Annotated in this window: 15 protein-coding genes, 1 rRNA gene and 1 pseudogene; 10 read left to right on the top strand and 7 right to left on the bottom strand. The window is 38.2% G+C overall.

Going from position 1 to position 18,583, the window contains the following annotated elements:
• The first annotated feature begins 105 nt into the window (after nt 1–105).
• Nucleotides 106–220: ribosomal RNA gene (rrf, locus tag ND2E_RS04800) — 5S ribosomal RNA — on the top strand.
• A 1,205-nt stretch (nt 221–1,425) separates the two neighbouring features.
• Here the strand turns inward: rrf and dusA are convergent.
• On the bottom strand, nt 1,426–2,433 hold the full coding sequence (gene dusA, locus ND2E_RS04805; RefSeq protein WP_052056848.1) for a tRNA dihydrouridine(20/20a) synthase DusA: 1,008 nt from the start codon (nt 2,431–2,433) through the stop codon (nt 1,426–1,428).
• 584 nt (nt 2,434–3,017) lie between these two features.
• On the opposite strand from dusA, the gene ND2E_RS04810 reads away from it, so the two are divergent.
• Entirely contained in the window at nt 3,018–3,236 is a 219-nt protein-coding gene (locus ND2E_RS04810; RefSeq protein ID WP_033095084.1) for a hypothetical protein, read from the top strand.
• Nucleotides 3,237–3,284: 48 nt separating this feature from the next.
• Nucleotides 3,285–3,443 (top strand): annotated as a pseudogene (locus ND2E_RS22740) (S24 family peptidase); the annotation flags it as partial.
• Between the two features lie 148 nt (nt 3,444–3,591).
• Here the strand turns inward: ND2E_RS22740 and ND2E_RS04815 are convergent.
• The 4 genes from ND2E_RS04815 to ND2E_RS04830 all read right to left on the bottom strand — a co-directional run bounded on the left by ND2E_RS04815 (nt 3,592) and on the right by ND2E_RS04830 (nt 6,448).
• On the bottom strand, nt 3,592–4,416 hold the full coding sequence (locus ND2E_RS04815; protein ID WP_150113785.1) for a toll/interleukin-1 receptor domain-containing protein: 825 nt from the start codon (nt 4,414–4,416) through the stop codon (nt 3,592–3,594).
• 79 nt (nt 4,417–4,495) lie between these two features.
• Nucleotides 4,496–4,975, bottom strand: a complete 480-nt coding sequence (locus ND2E_RS04820) for a hypothetical protein (RefSeq protein WP_033095082.1) — start codon at nt 4,973–4,975, stop codon at nt 4,496–4,498.
• Between the two features lie 2 nt (nt 4,976–4,977).
• Nucleotides 4,978–5,520 carry a TIR domain-containing protein gene (locus ND2E_RS04825; RefSeq protein WP_033095081.1) on the bottom strand — a complete coding sequence of 181 codons (543 nt, stop codon included), beginning with the start codon at nt 5,518–5,520 and terminating at the stop codon, nt 4,978–4,980.
• A gap of 124 nt (nt 5,521–5,644) precedes the next feature.
• Complete coding sequence (locus ND2E_RS04830) at nt 5,645–6,448, bottom strand: toll/interleukin-1 receptor domain-containing protein (RefSeq protein WP_033095080.1); 804 nt, start codon at nt 6,446–6,448, stop codon at nt 5,645–5,647.
• Nucleotides 6,449–7,097: 649 nt separating this feature from the next.
• Between ND2E_RS04830 and speB the strand changes: the two genes are divergently transcribed.
• A complete protein-coding gene (speB, locus tag ND2E_RS04835; protein WP_033095079.1) occupies nt 7,098–8,054 on the top strand; it encodes an agmatinase in 957 nt (318 codons plus the stop codon).
• 224 nt (nt 8,055–8,278) lie between these two features.
• Here speB and ND2E_RS04840 read toward each other — a convergent pair whose 3' ends face one another.
• Nucleotides 8,279–8,467, bottom strand: coding sequence for a hypothetical protein (locus ND2E_RS04840; RefSeq protein WP_033095078.1), 189 nt, complete (start codon nt 8,465–8,467; stop codon nt 8,279–8,281).
• A 512-nt stretch (nt 8,468–8,979) separates the two neighbouring features.
• Here ND2E_RS04840 and ND2E_RS04845 point away from each other — a divergent pair.
• From ND2E_RS04845 to ND2E_RS04870, 6 genes are all read left to right on the top strand, one after another.
• On the top strand, nt 8,980–10,353 hold the full coding sequence (locus ND2E_RS04845) for a DUF3422 family protein (protein WP_052056846.1): 1,374 nt from the start codon (nt 8,980–8,982) through the stop codon (nt 10,351–10,353).
• A 425-nt stretch (nt 10,354–10,778) separates the two neighbouring features.
• The gene (locus tag ND2E_RS04850; RefSeq protein ID WP_033095077.1) at nt 10,779–12,200 is read left to right on the top strand and encodes an aldehyde dehydrogenase family protein; all 1,422 of its coding nucleotides are present in this window, start codon (nt 10,779–10,781) and stop codon (nt 12,198–12,200) included.
• Nucleotides 12,201–12,208: 8 nt separating this feature from the next.
• On the top strand, nt 12,209–13,612 hold the full coding sequence (locus tag ND2E_RS04855; RefSeq protein WP_033095076.1) for an APC family permease: 1,404 nt from the start codon (nt 12,209–12,211) through the stop codon (nt 13,610–13,612).
• A 146-nt stretch (nt 13,613–13,758) separates the two neighbouring features.
• Nucleotides 13,759–14,583 (top strand): helix-turn-helix transcriptional regulator, encoded by an 825-nt coding sequence (locus ND2E_RS04860; RefSeq protein ID WP_033095075.1) that lies wholly within the window; start codon nt 13,759–13,761, stop codon nt 14,581–14,583.
• Between the two features lie 210 nt (nt 14,584–14,793).
• Entirely contained in the window at nt 14,794–16,191 is a 1,398-nt protein-coding gene (locus ND2E_RS04865; RefSeq protein ID WP_033095074.1) for an NAD(P)/FAD-dependent oxidoreductase, read from the top strand.
• 200 nt (nt 16,192–16,391) lie between these two features.
• On the top strand, nt 16,392–17,315 hold the full coding sequence (locus ND2E_RS04870) for a manganese-dependent inorganic pyrophosphatase (protein WP_033095073.1): 924 nt from the start codon (nt 16,392–16,394) through the stop codon (nt 17,313–17,315).
• A 92-nt stretch (nt 17,316–17,407) separates the two neighbouring features.
• Here ND2E_RS04870 and fadA read toward each other — a convergent pair whose 3' ends face one another.
• Nucleotides 17,408–18,568 (bottom strand): acetyl-CoA C-acyltransferase FadA, encoded by a 1,161-nt coding sequence (gene fadA / locus ND2E_RS04875; protein WP_033095072.1) that lies wholly within the window; start codon nt 18,566–18,568, stop codon nt 17,408–17,410.
• Between the last annotated feature and the right edge of the window lie 15 nt (nt 18,569–18,583).

Here is an 18,583-nt window from a genome sequence, read left to right as displayed (position 1 = left end):
TGACAAATTACAACAATGTAAAATCACGTACTTAACGTGTTACTTGAAATACTTTACGTAGATTGAATACTATTTATATCGATTTTCTAGATTGTACCCTTTTTGTTTAGCGACAATAGCGCTGTGGCCCCACCTGATCCCTTTCCGAACTCAGAAGTGAAACGCAGTTGCGCCGATGGTAGTGTGGGAGTTCCCATGTGAGAGTAGGACATTGCTAAACTTCTATTTAAAGAAACCCGTAGCTAACGCTACGGGTTTTTTGCTTTCTGACTTTCTAAAACCTTGTGAGTGAATCGCAGATGCGCGAAGGGTCATGTTAGTTAAGCCCATGTGAGCGTATGACATTGTTAAACTTCACTCTCTACTAAATAATGAGAAGCCCGATTCGAAAGAGTCGGGCTTTTTGCTTTCTGGCATTTGAAACAATGACGAATAAGCGCGAATAAATTCCCGCCTACTGTGGGCGGGATTTCAATCGTAAGCGTGGTTGTAATTGTAGACGGGATTTCAATCGCGCAAGATAATAAGCGTGTGGGTGTTTTTCTCTTTCTGTGAGTGTAAGACACTGCCATAAAGCTATAAGAGAAGCCCAGTTCGAAAGTGATCGGCTTTTTGCTGTCTGGGATTTACAACCATGCGGGTGGGAAGTGTTACTCGTATAGGATATGGCCATAACGGAGCATAGAGCGATCTGTAAATGAATTGGATAGATTGATTGCTTTATCTTTCTATAATGCTAATTGTCACGTTAGAGTCCTTCTAAGATAAAGGGTCTAAGCGAAGAGATTAATGCTACTTTGAATCATATGATATCTGTTTGTTTGGGCTAGTGATCAGTATTACCGTTACAATATCTGTTGCTAAACCCTAGCTATGATCGCTTTACACTTAACAGTGATATGGGATTACTGCGTTATTTAGTCAGTTGTAAATAGCTATATAAGTAACAGATGTTCTTTACTGAAATGTGAGTTTGCTATTTAACGCTAAAAAGCTAGACAGTTATCTAGCTTAGTTTTCTAAAACACCCACTACCATTGAAATAAGAAATAATGCTGAAGCTGGGATCATAGTTAATATGAATAAAGTATTTAAATCTAACATGGTCTTTCCTTGTCTCTTTCGTATTTAAAATAAAGCTAATAACTAATGCGAAATGTGTGTATTTATTACTAAGTTGCAATAAGTATTACAAAGGTTGTGCCAATGTTAGGATTAATTGTTAACATACTGATAAATAAGTGTATTTAATTTTAGTCATTCTTTGATTATATGAAGGGTGTTGAATTCTGATTCGGTTGGTGGTTATAAAGACCATTTTATGGTTAAAAATACCTATAAATCATTGCACAAAGTAAATTGCTAATATTTTAAGATCTCAATATCGGGACAGTCATTCCCAATATTGAGATAAGAACCGAGTTATTAAGGCAAAGTAACCTTATTGAATGCATCAAGTAATACTTGTCCACTGGCGCCATTTTTACCAGCACACTCACTCAAGTGTTGTCTGAACTTACGTGCTCCAGATAAACCATTACAAAGTCCTAACATATGACGTAGTACATGCCACGCTCGGCCGCCATTTGCTATTGTCTCGTCGATATAGGGAACCATCAAATCAATCACTTCAGATCGTGATAATTTTGTAGTGTTTGCTTGGTATATTTCATTATCTGCATCAGCGAGCATATATGGGCTGTTATAGACTTCACGGCCAATCATTACGCCATCAATATGCTGGAGGTGTTCATTCGCTTCTGAGAAGGTTTTAATACCACCATTGATAGATATTTCTAACGCTTTAAAATCATTTTTTATTTGATAGACACGATCATAATCTAATGGCGGAACATCACGATTCTGTTTAGGGCTTAATCCAGTCAACCAAGCTTTTCTCGCATGGATAATGAAATGGTTACAATCAGCCTTTGATACTTCTTCAATAAAAGTATGTAAAAACTCGTAAGAATCTAAATCATCGATTCCGATCCGAGATTTTACGGTAACCGGAATATTCGTCGCTGCTTGCATTTGATTAACACACTCAGCAACCAAAGCAGGCTCAGCCATTAAACATGCGCCAAATCGACCGTTTTGAACTCTATCTGACGGACAACCAACATTAATGTTTACTTCATCATAACCATATTGCTCGGCAATTTTGGCACATTCCGTCATGGCTTTCACATCACTACCGCCAAGCTGTAATACTAATGGGTGTTCTGCATCGTTATAAGATAAGTAATCTCCCTTGCCACGTAAAATTGCACCGGTAGTGACCATCTCAGTGTAAAGCACCGTGTGTTGAGTCATCAATCGATAGAAATAACGAGAATGTTTATCGGTCCAATCGAGCATGGGCGCAACACTAAGCTTGTGATTGACTGTTGGCCTTGCAATATTTGGCTTGGTGCCGGTAATTATGGTCATGTAGTTAAGCTCCAAATCAGCTTAGATCGCCTGTACTTTTATTGATTGTCCGTTTGAGTGCTCCGTAAGTGTCCCATTGCGAGTAGGACGACTAAGGAGAGTATTTATGGCATCAGTAATAATTGATAGACGCCAAATGGCAAACGGAAATCCCAGTTTTCGGTGTACAGTTTGAGTAAAAAAGAATGGTGCAATTATACCTAGGGAATTTAGAAGATTCAGTAAAAAATAATCAGGGAAAAAGTAAGAAAGTCATGAGATACGGTTGATGAGGGAGCTAAAGTGATAGCGTAGGGCGTAACTACATCAAGTAGCTCTAAAATATGTATTTTTATGTTAGCAAAAAGGAATAAATTAAAGACGGCTGACTTTTTAGATTTACTAACTGAAAAAGGCTATCTATCATTTATAAATGAAGCACATGCATTAATTTGCACTGGTATTGAAAGAGGTAGATAAGCTTAAAAAGAAACGCTTTGATGAGTACTTTAAGTGGTCAAATAGTTTGATGTTCAGAAGGGGATAAATTTTGGTCATTCACAAGGCTTTGGACTAAAGCAGTAATACAATAGAGGTAATAATTTATGAGTCAATCAATGGAAAATTTTGCGGCTACTTTGGAATTGCTTGAAGCAGAAATTGGACTTGAAGATTTAAGCCAGTTATTAGCGGATATGCTGCTTGTTTGTTCTACAAGAATTGTAGGTGATGTTCCTAATAATTGGACTGTCAAAACCGAGATTGTTAATGGTGAGGTGACAGCTATTACTGATGCTGCCTTGTCTAAAGTTAATGTTTTATAACATTGCCCTTATTATCAATAACCAAGCTGGTAAAAGCGTCACGAACAAAACTTACTAGTGAAAAGATTACAAATGTTGCCCAACGGAATTATCAAAGTGAAATCAGATAATAGCCTCTATGAGCCTTGGGAAATAAATAAAGAAAACCTAGATGGTACAGACATAGAAATTATTGGACGAGTAGTTTGGTCAGGGCAACGAATGTAACAAATTTTAAATGACTTTAAAGGATAAATAACTCTAAAATATTAAAGCTTTTAAAGTTAGAAAAGGGAAATTAATGGCACAAATATGCCATTAATTTAACGCTTACGGAATAGGCGCGGTCTTGCGAGCGTTATAATTGACGTGCTTTCTAAATTCTTCTCTGGTGATGATTAATGGCCTTTTTTATATCTACCATAAACCCATCATCAGAAGCATCTATGTACCGGTAATCTTGCATAAGCGGAGGGATCTCATTATGGGGTAAATCAATATTAACTATCACGAATTTTTTTGATGCATCCCTCATTCTTTGCTGCATGAAAAAGTTTGCTTCCGCAATTGTCCATCCAGACTGTCCATTTAAGAAACTCTTTGAAAGAAAGATAAGTCCAAAATTACTCTTTTGCAATCCATTGTTTATATTATCAGTAACGCTCTCGCCAGCTATTATCTCTTCTTTATCATACCACGCTTTTATTTCAGACTTTTGCAGCTCATTAAAGACTTCATCCACAAACTCTTTATCTTTACTAGAGTGTGACAAAAACACAGTAAAATTATCCAAAGTTACTGGTTTTCCCCACATTTCGAAGAAAAGTTCTCTATCAGAAAATGTAAAATAATCATTTGTTTTCGATGTCATATATACATCAACATCTTCTGGTGTGCTAACAGAAATTAAGTTGTATGACTTATTATCCATTGAGGCCATTAAATCGGTTACAAACCTGTTATAGGCTCTTTTTGTGGTTGGATATTTACTGGCAAGATATCTATCAACGTCTTCAAAGTCTTTTTCAAAATTAAGAAACCAAAGAAGTTCAAAGTGGTATGGATTGTTATTAACGAACAATATCGAACCAACTAATGTGTTTTTGTCATAGCGAGATAGAATATCCTTTACAAAATCACGCTCTCCTTTTCTATTTCCATAATCTAATTCAATTAAATATGATCTTTGGTCTTCTTTCAATGGTATATCCTTATTTATATTTAATGCTATAACACAAGAAACTTGGCCGTTGAGAGTAAAATTTTGAATATTAGTCTCATTAAACTTCGTCACTCTCAAAATCGGTCAAGTCTTCAACTCCTGCCATGTCAGCCAGCATTCTTGTATATATTTTCAATACTCTTTGAAGTTCAGCTAACTCAACTCTAAATTCGTTACATTTAGCTGAATCATCAAAAGCGTCACTTACAGATAATCTATGCCACTTAGCAGTAAAGGGTCTGACTACTTGATTAAGCACGACAATAGCAATTTTTGTGAACTCAATACAATGACGGCCATTATTTTTCATTACATCACGAGTAATTGAGAAAAGTGAAAAAACACTATTCAATGCTGTTTTCTCATCGCCATGATTATCATCCAGTTTCTGGGTGGTAACTCTAGTTAAAAGTTCAACGTAAAGCTCCCAAGCCGCTGCTTTATCTTCGTCCTTTGGACACCAGTCCATCTCAAGAAAAGGAGTTTTAATTTTAAGGGATGTCATATCCCAGTTTTCTAACCATTTTCCCCATTTCATAATCAGCTCCAAGTTGATGTTGAACGATTTTTACCAAACATTTCACGAGAGTTGTCAGGATTAATTTTCTTCCTACGGTTAAATGCCTCATGAATCCATTGTTGTACTTTTAATGGGTCATCTGACCAATTATAGATCTTAGCGAACTTACAATCTATGTTGTCTTTTAACCTTGGGGGGATGGTATTACCACTGTACTTACTCGTATCGGAACGAGGGTAAGTTGGTAGAATTATGCCAATTAATCCAGTTCTTGAGTTTTGCTGAGTGTCACGAATACTCGATGATATTTCCCAATCTACATGTTTTCTCTTCCATGTTTCGGAGCCTATCAAAACAACAGTGACACTTGCGGAACGAATAAAATGATCTCTAATTTTCTGTCGGATAGTTTCTGTTTGAATATAAGGATCAATATCTCCATCACTAACTGCTCTAGTTTCTAATATGTCATACACGTCTGAAAATAGTCTTTCAAACTCGACTTTATATGCTTCATCATTTTTATGATGATAGCTAATGAAAACATTATGGTGATTATTCATGAAATATCCTTTTAATTATCAATAATACCGAAATATATGGATTCATATGTCGGCTAAGCAGTACGAAAAATTAGGTAAAAAGTAAGGTCAGCTTTTTTGTACATATAAGCAATTTGTATGTGCTCTAGTTACTGTTATTTAAAATGTACCACTTAAAAAAATCACGACCTTTTTGTGTTAAGTTTACGGTTTCATATGAACCTATTGTGACTAAGCCAAATGCCACTGCCTCAGAGATATTGGCGACAGAATTCGAACTATTCCCAGATCCAGCTAACAATTCTTTTTGAGCATTAATAAAACCATCAACTTTACCTGAACGAAAGAACAGCAAAAACTCATCTTCAATTTTATTAACTGAATTATTGCTTTTTAGCTCTGAAATGGTTTTTTTGAGTGCTTCTATATCTTTAGTTTGTTGAAAAATTTCTTTTTCTTTAGTTAATAACTGTCTCTGAGTTTCAACATCACCGCCTTGCAAACTTAAGTATTTAGACCAAATAGCTGAGATTAACTGCCCTATTTGAATTCTATTATAATTTTCAGGCATCAAATGAAGTAAATCATCAGTAAGTTCAGGGTAGCGAACGGCTATTTGGTTATATGTTTCTTCACAATCAAAAATAGAAATAATTTTATTTAGATCAAAATCATTACCTTTTTTACTTTCTTCACGTAAAACATGCTTAATTTCACGATCAACCCAAGACGATTTTAATGATTTTTCTGTAAAAAAGATAAGAGCCACATCGGCCTTATCTAAACCATCCCTAAAAATAGATTTTCTTAAATTATCGCCAGGTAAAATTTTTCTTTTATCTAACCAAACGTTTATATAGCAATCTTCAAGATCTTGAACCAAAGGCTCAATAAGTCCTTCCTTATCGTCTGATGAGTGACTTACAAAAACTAATACCGATTGTCCCATTTATACCTCCATGCTAAGTGTTATTTGTCCGTCTGAACGCCTAGGTAATAGGCAGAATTATGTAGCAAATCAAAAGCGGCATAAGCCATGTTGAGGTTGAATTCAATTAAGTATCGCTTTGAAATAGAAAGAGATAATATCTAAATAAAGAATATAAGCCATTACACGTTATTACACAAAAAAGATAAGAGGTCTTTAACGTCCGTTTAATGGGCAATATAAAGAGAGGGACTCAACAAATAACAATCAAAATTAGCGATGAAATGGGAGTTTACTTTGGTGCCCTTTTTATATTTATTTTTATTCAGGGCTCCTATTAGTGCTCCATAAATGCCTTTAGAGAAGTAAAAATAACTGTTTATGTCCGATCCAACATCAACGAAATACTGTCCTGATTATTTGTTAGTAGATACATTTCTGTTGAAACCCTTTAAATAATTCAATAAAAACACTTTTTCACCCTCTTTTGGGTATAACCAACAGACAGTTAAGTTGCTACATTCATTGTAGGTATTAGAGCGTGCTCAAAAATAAATTAAATCGAGCAAAGCTAAATTTACGATATTAGGTGTATACCCGTTCCACTTGAAGATGCAGGATTCAAGTGGAACGGGTATATCAGCAAAAGTTACACTTATGAGGGTTAGGTATGACAGATAATAATTTCAATCAGCCATTAGGCGGTAATCAAATGCCACGGTTTGGTGGTCCAGGTACTATGTTTCGTTTACCAAGCAGTGACATAAGCAACGACTTAGATATAGGTATTTTAGGTGTGCCACTGGATATTGGTGCGAGTAACCGAAGTGGCACACGTTTTGGTCCTCGTTCAGTGCGCAATGAATCAGTCTTGGTACGCCCTTATGGTATGTATACCAAAGCTGCGCCATTTGATAGCTTTCAAATTGCAGACATTGGTGATGCGCCAATCAATACCTTCAACCTTGCTGATTCTATTCGCATTATTGAAGAACATTACGATACGGTGATGGCGAGCAACATTAAGCCAGTGACTGTTGGTGGCGATCACACTATTAGTTTGCCAATCTTGCGAGCTTTGCATAAAAAGCACGGCATGATGGCATTAGTTCATGTTGATGCTCATGCCGATATTAATGATTCTATGTTTGGTGAAAAAGAGTGTCACGGTACTATTTTCAGACGTGCTATTGAAGAAGGCTTAGTTGACCCGAAAAAAATGATCCAAATTGGTCAACGCGCAACGGGTTACAGTGCAGGTGATTTTCAATGGGCGGTAGATCGCGGCGTAAGAGTTGTTCAGGCTGAAGAGTGTTGGTTGAAATCGTTAGCACCACTGATGGAAGAAGTTCGAGAAATTATTGGTGGCGATACACCAACCTATTTAACCTTTGATATAGATGGTATTGATCCTGCCTTTGCGCCAGGCACTGGTACACCAGAGCCAGCAGGATTAACTTCACCACAAGCTTTAGAGATTATTCGTGGTATGTGGGGTACTAACCTTATAGGTGCTGACTTAGTGGAAGTATCACCACCGTACGATACTTCAGGGAATACGTCTTTATTAGCAGCCAATCTCATTTTTGAAATGCTGTGTAGCTTTCCTGGTTGTATTCGCAGATAAAAAACCGATAGTGACATAACGACAGAAAAGGGCGTATACCTCAGGGTATACGCCCTTTTTTTATTGTTTCTTATCCCTTATTTGTAAAGCTTAGACGAAAGCACTGTTTAATCTGTATGTAGAGTCTGCTGGCTGGGATCTAATGAATAACATACTGTTCAGTGCCGTGTATAGCACTGACCCAGTAATGTGAATAAATGGACAGGGGTTGTCTTTAATGGTGATTAATTGTAGCCGAGCACGTAACAGTTATTCGCTTCTTGCTCTACAACTAAGCTTTTTTTATGTAAGTTAGCAGCAAAGTTATGGCTAAATTCAACATCAGCGTTATCAATATATTGATTAGATAAGCGCTCTTCATTACTTGTTGTGTTTGACACCTGAGAGGTTTTTGCTTTGATATGGTCATTCATAATCACTCACCTATTGTTGTCATGTGTTGCATTAGCTTATTACTATTTCAGAAGTGACTCGATTAAGAAATACCCAAACGGGGGGAATACTCCGATTAGTCATGAAGTGCCACTTTAATAAAGCCATCGCGGTTAGCTATTGAAATAATAGTACTCTTTAAAGGTAATTCCCAATTATGAAGAGTTTTTGCTTTGACTGATGGCGCGTGAATAAATCTATTAAGTTTGGTGGCTGTAAAACTTAACGTTCATTGTTTTGTATTTAACATGGGCTGAAATTGTTATTCAATAGATAAAACAGGTTACAGCACAGATTGTAATCATTCATCCTGCCAATGGAGTAATGCAGGCATTGCGAACGCTAGACTTACTGATAAAACGGTAATAAAAGCAATAACAATGTGGTCAACTAAAACGGTTAATGAGCGCGTCCGCTTATTAAGTAATTGGTTTAACTTAATGATAGATACTCAAACTAGTTAAGCTAAGTGACGAAAATAAGAGGAAGTAGATTGAAACTTTTTACTGCGGATGTGAGTCCGGAAAAACAGGCAATAGACAAGGCTAATGCTTTGATTCAACCGAATCATAAAGCGTATGGTCAGCTAAATAAACACGCCTATTTTAGTCAAAGTTATGCCGATTTACATGCTAGACCTTTTCCCGTGTCGAATATACCGCTGCGCGTTTCACAAGTGTGTTTTCTTCATCAAGAGGGAGATAGCCAAGCGATTGAATTAGCACACCTTCATGAATTATGTCATCGATATAGCGTCAATCCCCCTTTAGCCAATGCGTCGTGTTTTTACCAAAAAATGGGTGAATATGAAATTAGGTGGGAACGTCATACTGAATTTAGTAGTTATACCTTTTTAGTACATGACAGCGGATTAAAACCCTTTGACTGCCCACCGGTAGCGCTAGTACCGATTGATTGGCTTGAAGGGATATCGGGCGAGTTAATTGCTGCCGTGCATATTGATGCGTTAAGTGAAGATAGCGTGACCTTAGAAAGAGATCATTTACGTCAATATTTTGAGGGACAACGGTTAATGGGCTCTGAGTTACATAATGGTGAGGCCATTATACTCAGCGCATTACGCTTGCATGAAGATAACTTTAACCGAATATTGTTGGTGAATTCGAGTTTAAATGAATGTCAAAGTGGTCGCGTGCTTAGGGCATTGCTAGAGATTGAGGCATATCGAAATATGACCTTGTTGGCCTTTCCGTTAGCGCAACAAGTGAGCGTTAAAGTCAGCAAAATGGAATCGCAATTGGCGATGTTGCTCAAGAAGCAAAAAGATATTAGGTCGTCGAATGATGAGCAGCAGCAATTGGCTGAGTTGTCATCAATGTCAGCCAATATTGCAGAAATTATTGCTAGTTCGCGTTATCGCTTTGATGCGGGCAGTGCTTATTATGAAATGGTGCGAAGTCGACTGGCTGAATTAGAAGAGAAAGACATTAATGAGTTACAAACCTTTAGTGCCTTTATCGACCGACGGTTATCTCCGGCTTATCGAACCGTACTTGCCGCAAAACGCAGGCTTGATGATTTATCTAGTCGAGTCGATCGCGCGAGTGACTTTTTACGCACAAGAATTGATATGGCAATTGAAGCACAAAATCAGGCTTTGCTGACTTCAATGGATAAAAGAGCACAGATGCAATTCAACTTGCAGCAAACGGTTGAAGGGCTTTCGGTCATTGTTATGAGCTATTACGTACTGGCACTGTGTAAGTATTTATTGGATGCCAGCAGTAGCCTTGGTTTTACCTTTAATAGGGAAGTGGCGTTGACCTTGTTGATGCCAGTTGTACTGATTAGCGTCTGGATGTTCAGTCGTCGTATAAAAAAATCAATAAAGAAAATTGTGCCCTGATTGTAAGAAGTTACTAGGGTCTGTTGATCTTTCAGTTTGTAATTCTGTTGCACTTGAAAAAGATGATAGTCGAAGCGCTTCATTCAATATTTGGTTGTTCCAAATGCGAATGAAGCAACAAAGAGTGACGCTTTTTCAAGGCAACCCGAAGGGCTATGGCTAATTTTCAACCTAACATCGTTGAAAATTATTAAAGTAGAATGACTACATAGCACTCTCTTCGCCTTGTTAACTTAAAAATTAGCCTATAGCAGAGACTAAAATGAAAGGTCAATAGACCCTTGTTAACAATGAAGTAAGTTTTTTATTTGTACAATTATGAACAGAGTTTTAAAGGGATTGGTTGGTGTACTCCCCTAAAGGGGGTACTTAACTTGATAGGGCTAGCATAGTCTAAGTTATTATTTTTATAGCGGGATCAAAAAATGTATACATATAACAAGCTCTATATTAATGGTGACTGGCAATCGTCGAACACTGAAGAAACCATTGATGTGATCAATCCGGCTAACTCAGAACTGTGTGCTAAAACACCCAGTGCCGCAATTGCAGATGTTGATAAGGCAATAGCAGCAGCGAAACAGGCGTTTTCGCAATGGTCTGCAACAACACCAGCTGAGCGAAGTCAGTTGATTATTGCTATTGCTGATGAAATGCAAAATAGACTTGATGATTTAGTGACTGCTATTTCGACTTCTATGGGTTGTCCTAAACATCTTTCAGTTGATATTCAAGTGCAAGGCGCTATTGATGCCTTTAGAGGTTATGCAGACATGACCTCTTATGTTGATGAATCATCAACAGAGCACGGTGTAATGCAATGCCATTCTGCTGTCGGGGTTTGTGTTTTAATCAATCCGTGGAATTACCCATTATCTCAACTCGTTGGCAAGCTAGGTCCAGCAATGGCTACCGGTTGTACTGTTGTGGCTAAACCTGCAGAGCAAACACCTTTGCAAGACCTTATTTTGGCTGAAATCTTTGACAAGGTTGGCGTACCTGCTGGCGTATTTAATGTTATTACCGGTTATGGATACAAAATTGGTGAGCATTTATGTTCACATCCTGACGTTGATATGGTGTCGTTTACTGGATCTACAGGAGCAGGTATTAAAGTTGCTCAAGCGGCGTCAACAACCGTTAAACGTGTTTGTCAGGAGCTGGGTGGTAAATCTCCGTTTATTATTACTGAAGATGCCGATTTAGCTGCGGCAGTTCGTTATGGCGTTGAAGATGTCATGATTAACTCGGGTCAAACATGCTGTGCTTTGACTCGTATGTTAGTTCCTGAATCGCTTTATCAGCAAGCGATTGTGATTGCCAAAGCGGTAGCAGAAGAAAATGTGGTTGGTGACCCACAAGACGATAACGTTACCATGGGGCCTTTGAGCTCGTCCTTACAACAAAAAAGAGTTTTAGACTATATCAATATCGGTATTAAAGAAGGTGCTGAGCTTGTAACTGGTGGACCAGAAATTCCCACTCGATTACAACAAGGCGCTTATGTAATGCCAACTATTTTTACCAATGTCACCAATGACATGACCATAGCACAAGAAGAAATCTTCGGACCTGTGTTATGTATGATCCCTTATTCAGACGAACAAGAAGCAATTAAAATTGCCAATGATACTGTCTTTGGGTTGTCATCTGGTGTTTTTGCAAAAGATGCAAATGCTGCAACACAAATAGCTCGAAAAATCCGTGCTGGACAAAGTTATATTCAAGGCACTTATTTCAACTCTCATGCGCCCTTTGGTGGCTTTAAGCAGTCAGGAAATGGCCGTGAATGGGGTGTTGAAGGATTACGCGAGTTTATTGAAGTGCAGTCTTTAATTATAACTTAGGGGAAAGTATGAGTGAACAACATTTACATGAGAAAACGCTTGGAAAAAGGGATATCTTTTTATTCTGTATTTCCGCGGTATTATTACTAGATACCTTAGCTGCCGGGGCCGTAATGGGTCCAACAGTTATCTTTTGGTGGGTATTACTGACTATTTTTTTCTTGGTGCCTTTCGGTGCAATCAGTACCGAGCTTGGTTCAGCTTATCCTGAGCAAGGTGGTATTTATGCTTGGGTAAAAAGGGCATACGGCCAAAAGATGGCATCACGCATTAGCTGGTATTACTGGTCTAATGTTGCGGTTTGGGTACCAGCCATCTTCATACTTTTTGCCGGTGTATTTTCGCAAATCTTTATGCCTGATATGTCGTTAACGGCACAAATCACTATGGGTGTGATACTTATCTGGGTAGTAGTGTTTGTTAACATTGTTGCTTTAAATGTCGGAAAGTGGATCCCAAATATTGGCGCAGCGATCAAGTTAGTTATTTTTGCCTTATTAATCATCGGTGGCATCTTGTATGGCATGGAACATGGTATTGCTAATGAATTTACCTTAGCAACCATGATCCCAAGTACAGAAAATGGCGGTTTGAGTTTGCAATACTTACCTGCTGTTGTTTACGGTATGCTGGGCTTTGAATTAGCCAGTGCAAGTAGCGCTGAAATGAAGGACCCTCGTAAAGATTTACCTAAAGCTGTGTTCTCATCAATTGCTGTCGTTGTAGGGGCATACATTTTAGCGACTACTGCGATATTAATTGCACAACCTGCTGATAAAGTAGATGTAGTTGATGGTTTGATGGATACATTAGGTCAATTCTTCGGCGGTACCCCTTTAGGTGATGCTTTCGTTGTCATTCTTGGCGTTGGTGCGCTTTATACCTTCTTTTCAAATGGTGCAACGTGGGCAATGGGTGCTAACCGTGCAGCAGCAGAGGCGGCTATTGATAATGAATTACCCGCATTGTTTGCGGTTGAGTCTAAACATGGTACACCAGTAGGTGCGTCAATATTGCTGGGTATTTCAGCTTCTGTATTATTGATTTTATATGGTGTAATGGCGGGTAATAATGAAGATTTATTCTGGTCTTTATTTGCCTTTAGTGGTGTTATTTTCATGTTGCCTTACGTGGCTGTATGTACCGCCTTTGTCAAAATTCGTCAGCAGCATATTGGTGTTAATGGTAAAATAGCAGAAGATGGCACGTTTAGATTTCCAGGTAACCCTAATTTTGTTAAAGCTTGTGCTTACCTTTGTGCCACCATATTAGCGGTAACAATAACGTTATTTATCTATATACCAGGCGAGGGCATTGCTTGGGAGGTATTATGGGGTGCGTTAAGTGTTATCTTCCTCGGCGAAGTCGTTACTTATCGCGGTATGAAAAAAATGAAAGCGTCTACAGTGTAACCAATGCATTAACACGATTGGTTTAAGTGTTGTAATCATTTGAAACAGCGACTCTTTTGAGTCGCTGTTTTGTTTGTATTTCAAAGTTTACTATTATTAAATAGAACTCTTGTTAGATAGGAACTTTTGATAAGTGCGGTCATTTTATGAAATTAGATAAATACAGTTTAGCGCTAATTGAGCTAACTCAGCATGTTGGAACAGAGCACTTTTATTCTAGATTAAAAGACTTTTTTAAAGTCACTTTTGATTTTGATGAAATACTAGTTTTGCAATTTCATAAGTCTGCTGATACACAATTACATTATCGTTATGGCAATGTTGGCAAAAAAAATAGGTTGTATGGTGAGGAGTCTTGGCGCTATTTAACCCGTTTATATGTATTAGATCCTTTTTACCGACTATTTGCTGATAAAGGCAAGGAGGGCTTTTATTCTCTCGATGAAATTGCTCCAGATGAGTTTTCAAGCAGTTACAGCTCTTACTTTAATTTTTTATCACTGACCGATGAAGTTGGTTATCTATTCCCGATAGATGATGATAATTGTTTACACCTTGATATCTCTCGCTTTGGCAATACTGATAAATTCTCATCAACAGATAAAACAAAATTTAAACAGCTAGTTACCCCCATTCAAAACCTATGTAATAGTCATTTAGCTTTAATGGGTGAAAACAGCGAGATTAGTCATTCAAATGTTGAAAATGCCTTGCTTAATTTCGGCAAAGATATCCTAACAAAAAAAGAGTATCAGGTTTGTCAATTGTTACTCCAAGGTCACTCAACTAAAGCAATAGGCACTATTATGTCTATAGGCTACGAAACGGTAAAAATGCATAAAAAAAATATCTATGGCAAAACATTTTTATCCAGCCAGTCTGAACTATTAGCACTGTTTATCGATATATTGCAGTCGGACTCACTCGAAAAAGATGTCGATCATTTATCTATTCATGTTGAAGAGCAATAACTCCCACCAAATAAATTCAGTAGCTACCTTTTAGGGGGTATCTAAAAACTCTCATCAGGTTAACTTAGTACTATATACCCAAGCATTTTCAAGTGCCTTGGGTATAGAACTAGAGGTGGTGTGTACGAGGAATATTTATAAAAGTAAGACTTTTATAAATAGCTTACTTTGTAGCAGGCACCTATACACTATTAGAGAGGAGTTAGTACTGTGCAAGACCAAGCGAAACTAGCATTAGCAAACACGAAATTCAGCCCATTTTGGTTAGACAATCCAGCTCGTCCAGCTGCAGAAGCTAAGCTCACAACTACAATTACTACTGATTTATTGATTGTTGGTAGTGGATTTACCGGCTTGTGGGCGGCTGTTCAAGCCAAAGAACAAAACCCTGACCGAAACATTGTGGTTATAGAAGCTAATACTGCTGCCATTGGTGCTTCAGGTCGTCCAGGCGCCATTTTATCTACTTCATTAATGCATGGTATGGAAAACTCTAACCGCTTATTTGAAAAAGATATGGAAGAGTTAGAGCGTCTCGGTAAAGAGAACATGGATCAATTCCGTGACACCATTGAAAAATACAATATTGATTGTGATATAGAATGGACAGGTGAATTAACGGTTGCGGTAGGGAAGCATGGTATAGACGATATTGAAGGCGAGCATGAGCTATATGTTAAATTTGGTCACGATGCTCACTTGTTAGATAAAAAGCAAATTCAAGCAGAGATTAATTCTCCACTGTTTGATGGTGGTCTTTGGTCAAAGAAACGCTCAGGTACGATTAACCCAGCTAAAATGGCGTGGGGTCTAAAGCGCGTAGCAAAAGAACTCGGCGTTGTGTTTTATGAAAACACACCTATGCTAACAAGTAAAACCCAAGGGCAACAGGTTGTTGTTAATACACCTGAAGGCAGTGTTACAGCGAATAAAGTTATTTTAGCGACTAACGCATTCACTAAACATAAAAAGAAAATCAGTACCCGTGTCGCCGCTATTCGTGATCGTATTGTCATGACTGAACCACTTACTGAAGCGCAGATTGCTGAGCTAGGTTGGAAGAATAGACAGGGCATTTACGATACGCGAACTCAGCTAAACTACATGCGGTTAACCAAAGATAACCGTGTTTTATTTGGTGGTCGTTTAGGTTATTTTTATGATAACAATACCGATCCTGAGCATGACAAAACCCCTGAGCCATTTATTAAATTGGTGGGCATGTTATACAAAACGCTACCGGCACTAAAAGATATTAAAATATCGCACGCTTGGAGTGGACCTATCGCTTTGACCACAAGAATGGCGGTGCATTATCAGTATTATCATGGTGGAAAAATGATTTATGCTGGCGGTTATTCTGGTTTTGGTGTTACTGCAAGTCGCTTTGCTTCGCGTGTTGCTCTAGCGATTGTTGATGATGTGGATATTCCTGAGCGTAATTTAGAGTTCTCTAAAACCGTTCCTGCTTGGATCCCACCTGAGCCATTTCGCTGGATTGGGGCCAAGATCACTATGTATGCATTAGATACTTGTGATGCAAAAGGGGGTTGGAGAATTCCTTGGTTAAACCTTGTGGATAAAATGGGTTTCCCATTAAAACCATAAGCTATTTATCTCTTTTTACCTTAAATTCCTGCAAGCCTAATTTCTAAGCATTACCAATATGGCAGTTACGTTAAAGCGTTATTGTGATATTGGTTCAGGTGCTTGATAATGGGTATAAGATATGAGTAAGCAGTGTGTGATGAGCATACACAATCCTTAGTTATTTTGATAGAATGAAATAATTTAAGGAGAGCACTTTTATGCCAAATTACGTTGTAGGACACAAAATACCTGATTCAGATTCTATCTGTTCAGCTATTGCTTTATCATATTTAAAAACCACTTTAGGCGAGGAAACTGTTCCTGCTCGTCTAGGTGAGCTTACCCCTGAAACAATGTTTATCTTAGACAAGTTTGGTTTTGAACAACCAGAGCTAAAAACTAGCTATGCTGGCGATGGGGTTTATATTGTTGATCACAGCGATATTGAACTTGCTCCCGATGATATTGATGAAGCGACTATCTTAGGTATTATTGATCATCACAAACTTGGTGATTTAACCACTTCTACACCGCTCGAAATATGGGTTCGCCCGGTAGGTTGTACCAATACAATCATCAAAATGATGTATGACTTTTACAATGTTGAGATCCCAAAAAATATAGCAGGTGCAATGTTATGTGCCATTTTAAGTGATACCGTTATTTTTAAATCGCCAACTTGTACTACAGCGGATATTAAATGTGTAGAAGCACTAGCTGATATTGCCGGTATTGAAGACTTTAAAGAGCTTGGCATGGACATGTTTAGAGTAAAATCTGCTGTAGACGGCACGCCAATTAGAGATCTAGTAAAACGAGATTTTAAAGATTTCAACATGAATGGTCAAAAAGTGGGTATTGGTCAGCTTGAAGTTATTGATCTAGCCGTTTTTGATGACATTAAAGATGAGTTGTACGCTGATATTGCTGAACTTAAAGCTGAAGGTGGACGTCACAGTGTTTTCTTATTGTTGACCGATATCATGAAAGAAGGCTCAGAGTTGTTGGTGGCGAGTGATAGCGATACCTTAGCCGAGCAAGCCTTTGGTATAGCACCACAAAATGGTAAAGCATGGTTAGACGGCGTGCTTAGCCGTAAAAAACAAGTTGTACCACCACTACAAGAAGTCTTTCTTAAGTAGTAAGTATTGAAGAAAAATTTAATAAAAAACCCAGCAGCTGCTGGGTTTTTTATGGCGTTAATTAACTATTAAATTAACTAGTTAATTAGCTGTTACACACGTTCAAATACTGTTGCGATACCTTGTCCTAACCCGATACACATAGTTGCTAGGCCTAAGTTTGCATCTTGACCTTCCATCAAGTTAATTAACGTGCCAGAGATACGTGAACCTGAACAACCTAAAGGATGACCCAGTGCGATAGCACCACCATTTAAGTTGATTTGATCCATTCTATCTTCTACTTCTAAGGCACGAACGCAAGATAATGCTTGAGCAGCAAACGCTTCGTTAAACTCAAATAAGTCGATATCTGCAATAGATAATCCAGCACGTTTTAATGCTTTCTTAGTCGCAGGTACTGGGCCAAAACCCATTGTTGCAGGATCACAACCTGCAACGCCCATACCACGAATTTTCACGCGTGGAGTTAACCCTAATGCTTTCGCTTTTTCAGCAGACATAACTAACATTGCTGAAGCGCCATCTGATAAGGCAGATGAAGTACCAGCCGTTACGGTACCATTTGCAGGGTCAAACACTGGACGTAAAGCTGATAGGCTTTCTGCTGTTGTTTCAGGACGAATTACTTCATCGTGCTCTACTAATGTTAGTGCACCCGTAGCATCGTGGCCTTGAGTCGCAACAATTTCATTATCCCAACGACCGGCTAATTGTGCTTCATGCGCTTTTTGATGCGAACGAGCACCAAAAGCATCTTGCATTTCACGGGTAATACCGTGTTGCTTACCTAACAATTCTGCCGTTAAGCCCATATTACCAGAGGCTAAGGCTATATTTTTATTTAGTGCTGGATCAAAATCCACGTCATACATCATAGGTACGTGACCCATATGTTCTACACCACCAATAAGGAATACATCGCCTTGTCCTGACATGATACTAGTACTTGCTTGATGTAACGCTTCCATAGAAGAACCACATAAACGGTTTACCGTCACACCACCAATAGACTTTGGTAAGCCAGCAAGTAATGAAGCATTACGTGCAATATTGAAACCTTGTTCTTTAGTTTGTTTTACACAGCCCCAGATAACATCTTCAATGTCTTCAGGGTTTAGTGAAGGATTACGCACTAAAATTTGTTTCATTAAGTGTGCTGACAATGCTTCAGCACGTACATTACGAAAAACACCGGCCTTAGAGCGACCCATTGGAGTTCGGATGCAGTCTACAATTACAACTTCGTTCATTTTATTCTCCTCGGC

Origin of the sequence: Colwellia psychrerythraea (assembly GCF_000764225.1) — a bacterium.
Lineage (GTDB): Bacteria > Pseudomonadota > Gammaproteobacteria > Enterobacterales > Alteromonadaceae > Colwellia > Colwellia psychrerythraea_D.
The sequence above is the reverse complement of the archived record's forward strand: the minus strand, read 5'-3'. Positions and strand labels throughout refer to the sequence as shown.

Coding starts and splice junctions, on each gene's coding strand:
- ND2E_RS04850 (WP_033095077.1), top strand. CDS start 10,779: ATGTATACATATAACAAGCTCTATATTAATGGTGACTGGCAATCGTCG.
- ND2E_RS04840 (WP_033095078.1), bottom strand. CDS start 8,467: ATGAATGACCATATCAAAGCAAAAACCTCTCAGGTGTCAAACACAACA.
- ND2E_RS04870 (WP_033095073.1), top strand. CDS start 16,392: ATGCCAAATTACGTTGTAGGACACAAAATACCTGATTCAGATTCTATC.
- ND2E_RS04860 (WP_033095075.1), top strand. CDS start 13,759: ATGAAATTAGATAAATACAGTTTAGCGCTAATTGAGCTAACTCAGCAT.
- fadA (WP_033095072.1), bottom strand. CDS start 18,568: ATGAACGAAGTTGTAATTGTAGACTGCATCCGAACTCCAATGGGTCGC.
- ND2E_RS04825 (WP_033095081.1), bottom strand. CDS start 5,520: ATGAATAATCACCATAATGTTTTCATTAGCTATCATCATAAAAATGAT.
- ND2E_RS04820 (WP_033095082.1), bottom strand. CDS start 4,975: ATGAAATGGGGAAAATGGTTAGAAAACTGGGATATGACATCCCTTAAA.
- speB (WP_033095079.1), top strand. CDS start 7,098: ATGACAGATAATAATTTCAATCAGCCATTAGGCGGTAATCAAATGCCA.
- ND2E_RS04810 (WP_033095084.1), top strand. CDS start 3,018: ATGAGTCAATCAATGGAAAATTTTGCGGCTACTTTGGAATTGCTTGAA.
- dusA (WP_052056848.1), bottom strand. CDS start 2,433: ATGACCATAATTACCGGCACCAAGCCAAATATTGCAAGGCCAACAGTC.
- ND2E_RS04830 (WP_033095080.1), bottom strand. CDS start 6,448: ATGGGACAATCGGTATTAGTTTTTGTAAGTCACTCATCAGACGATAAG.
- ND2E_RS04855 (WP_033095076.1), top strand. CDS start 12,209: ATGAGTGAACAACATTTACATGAGAAAACGCTTGGAAAAAGGGATATC.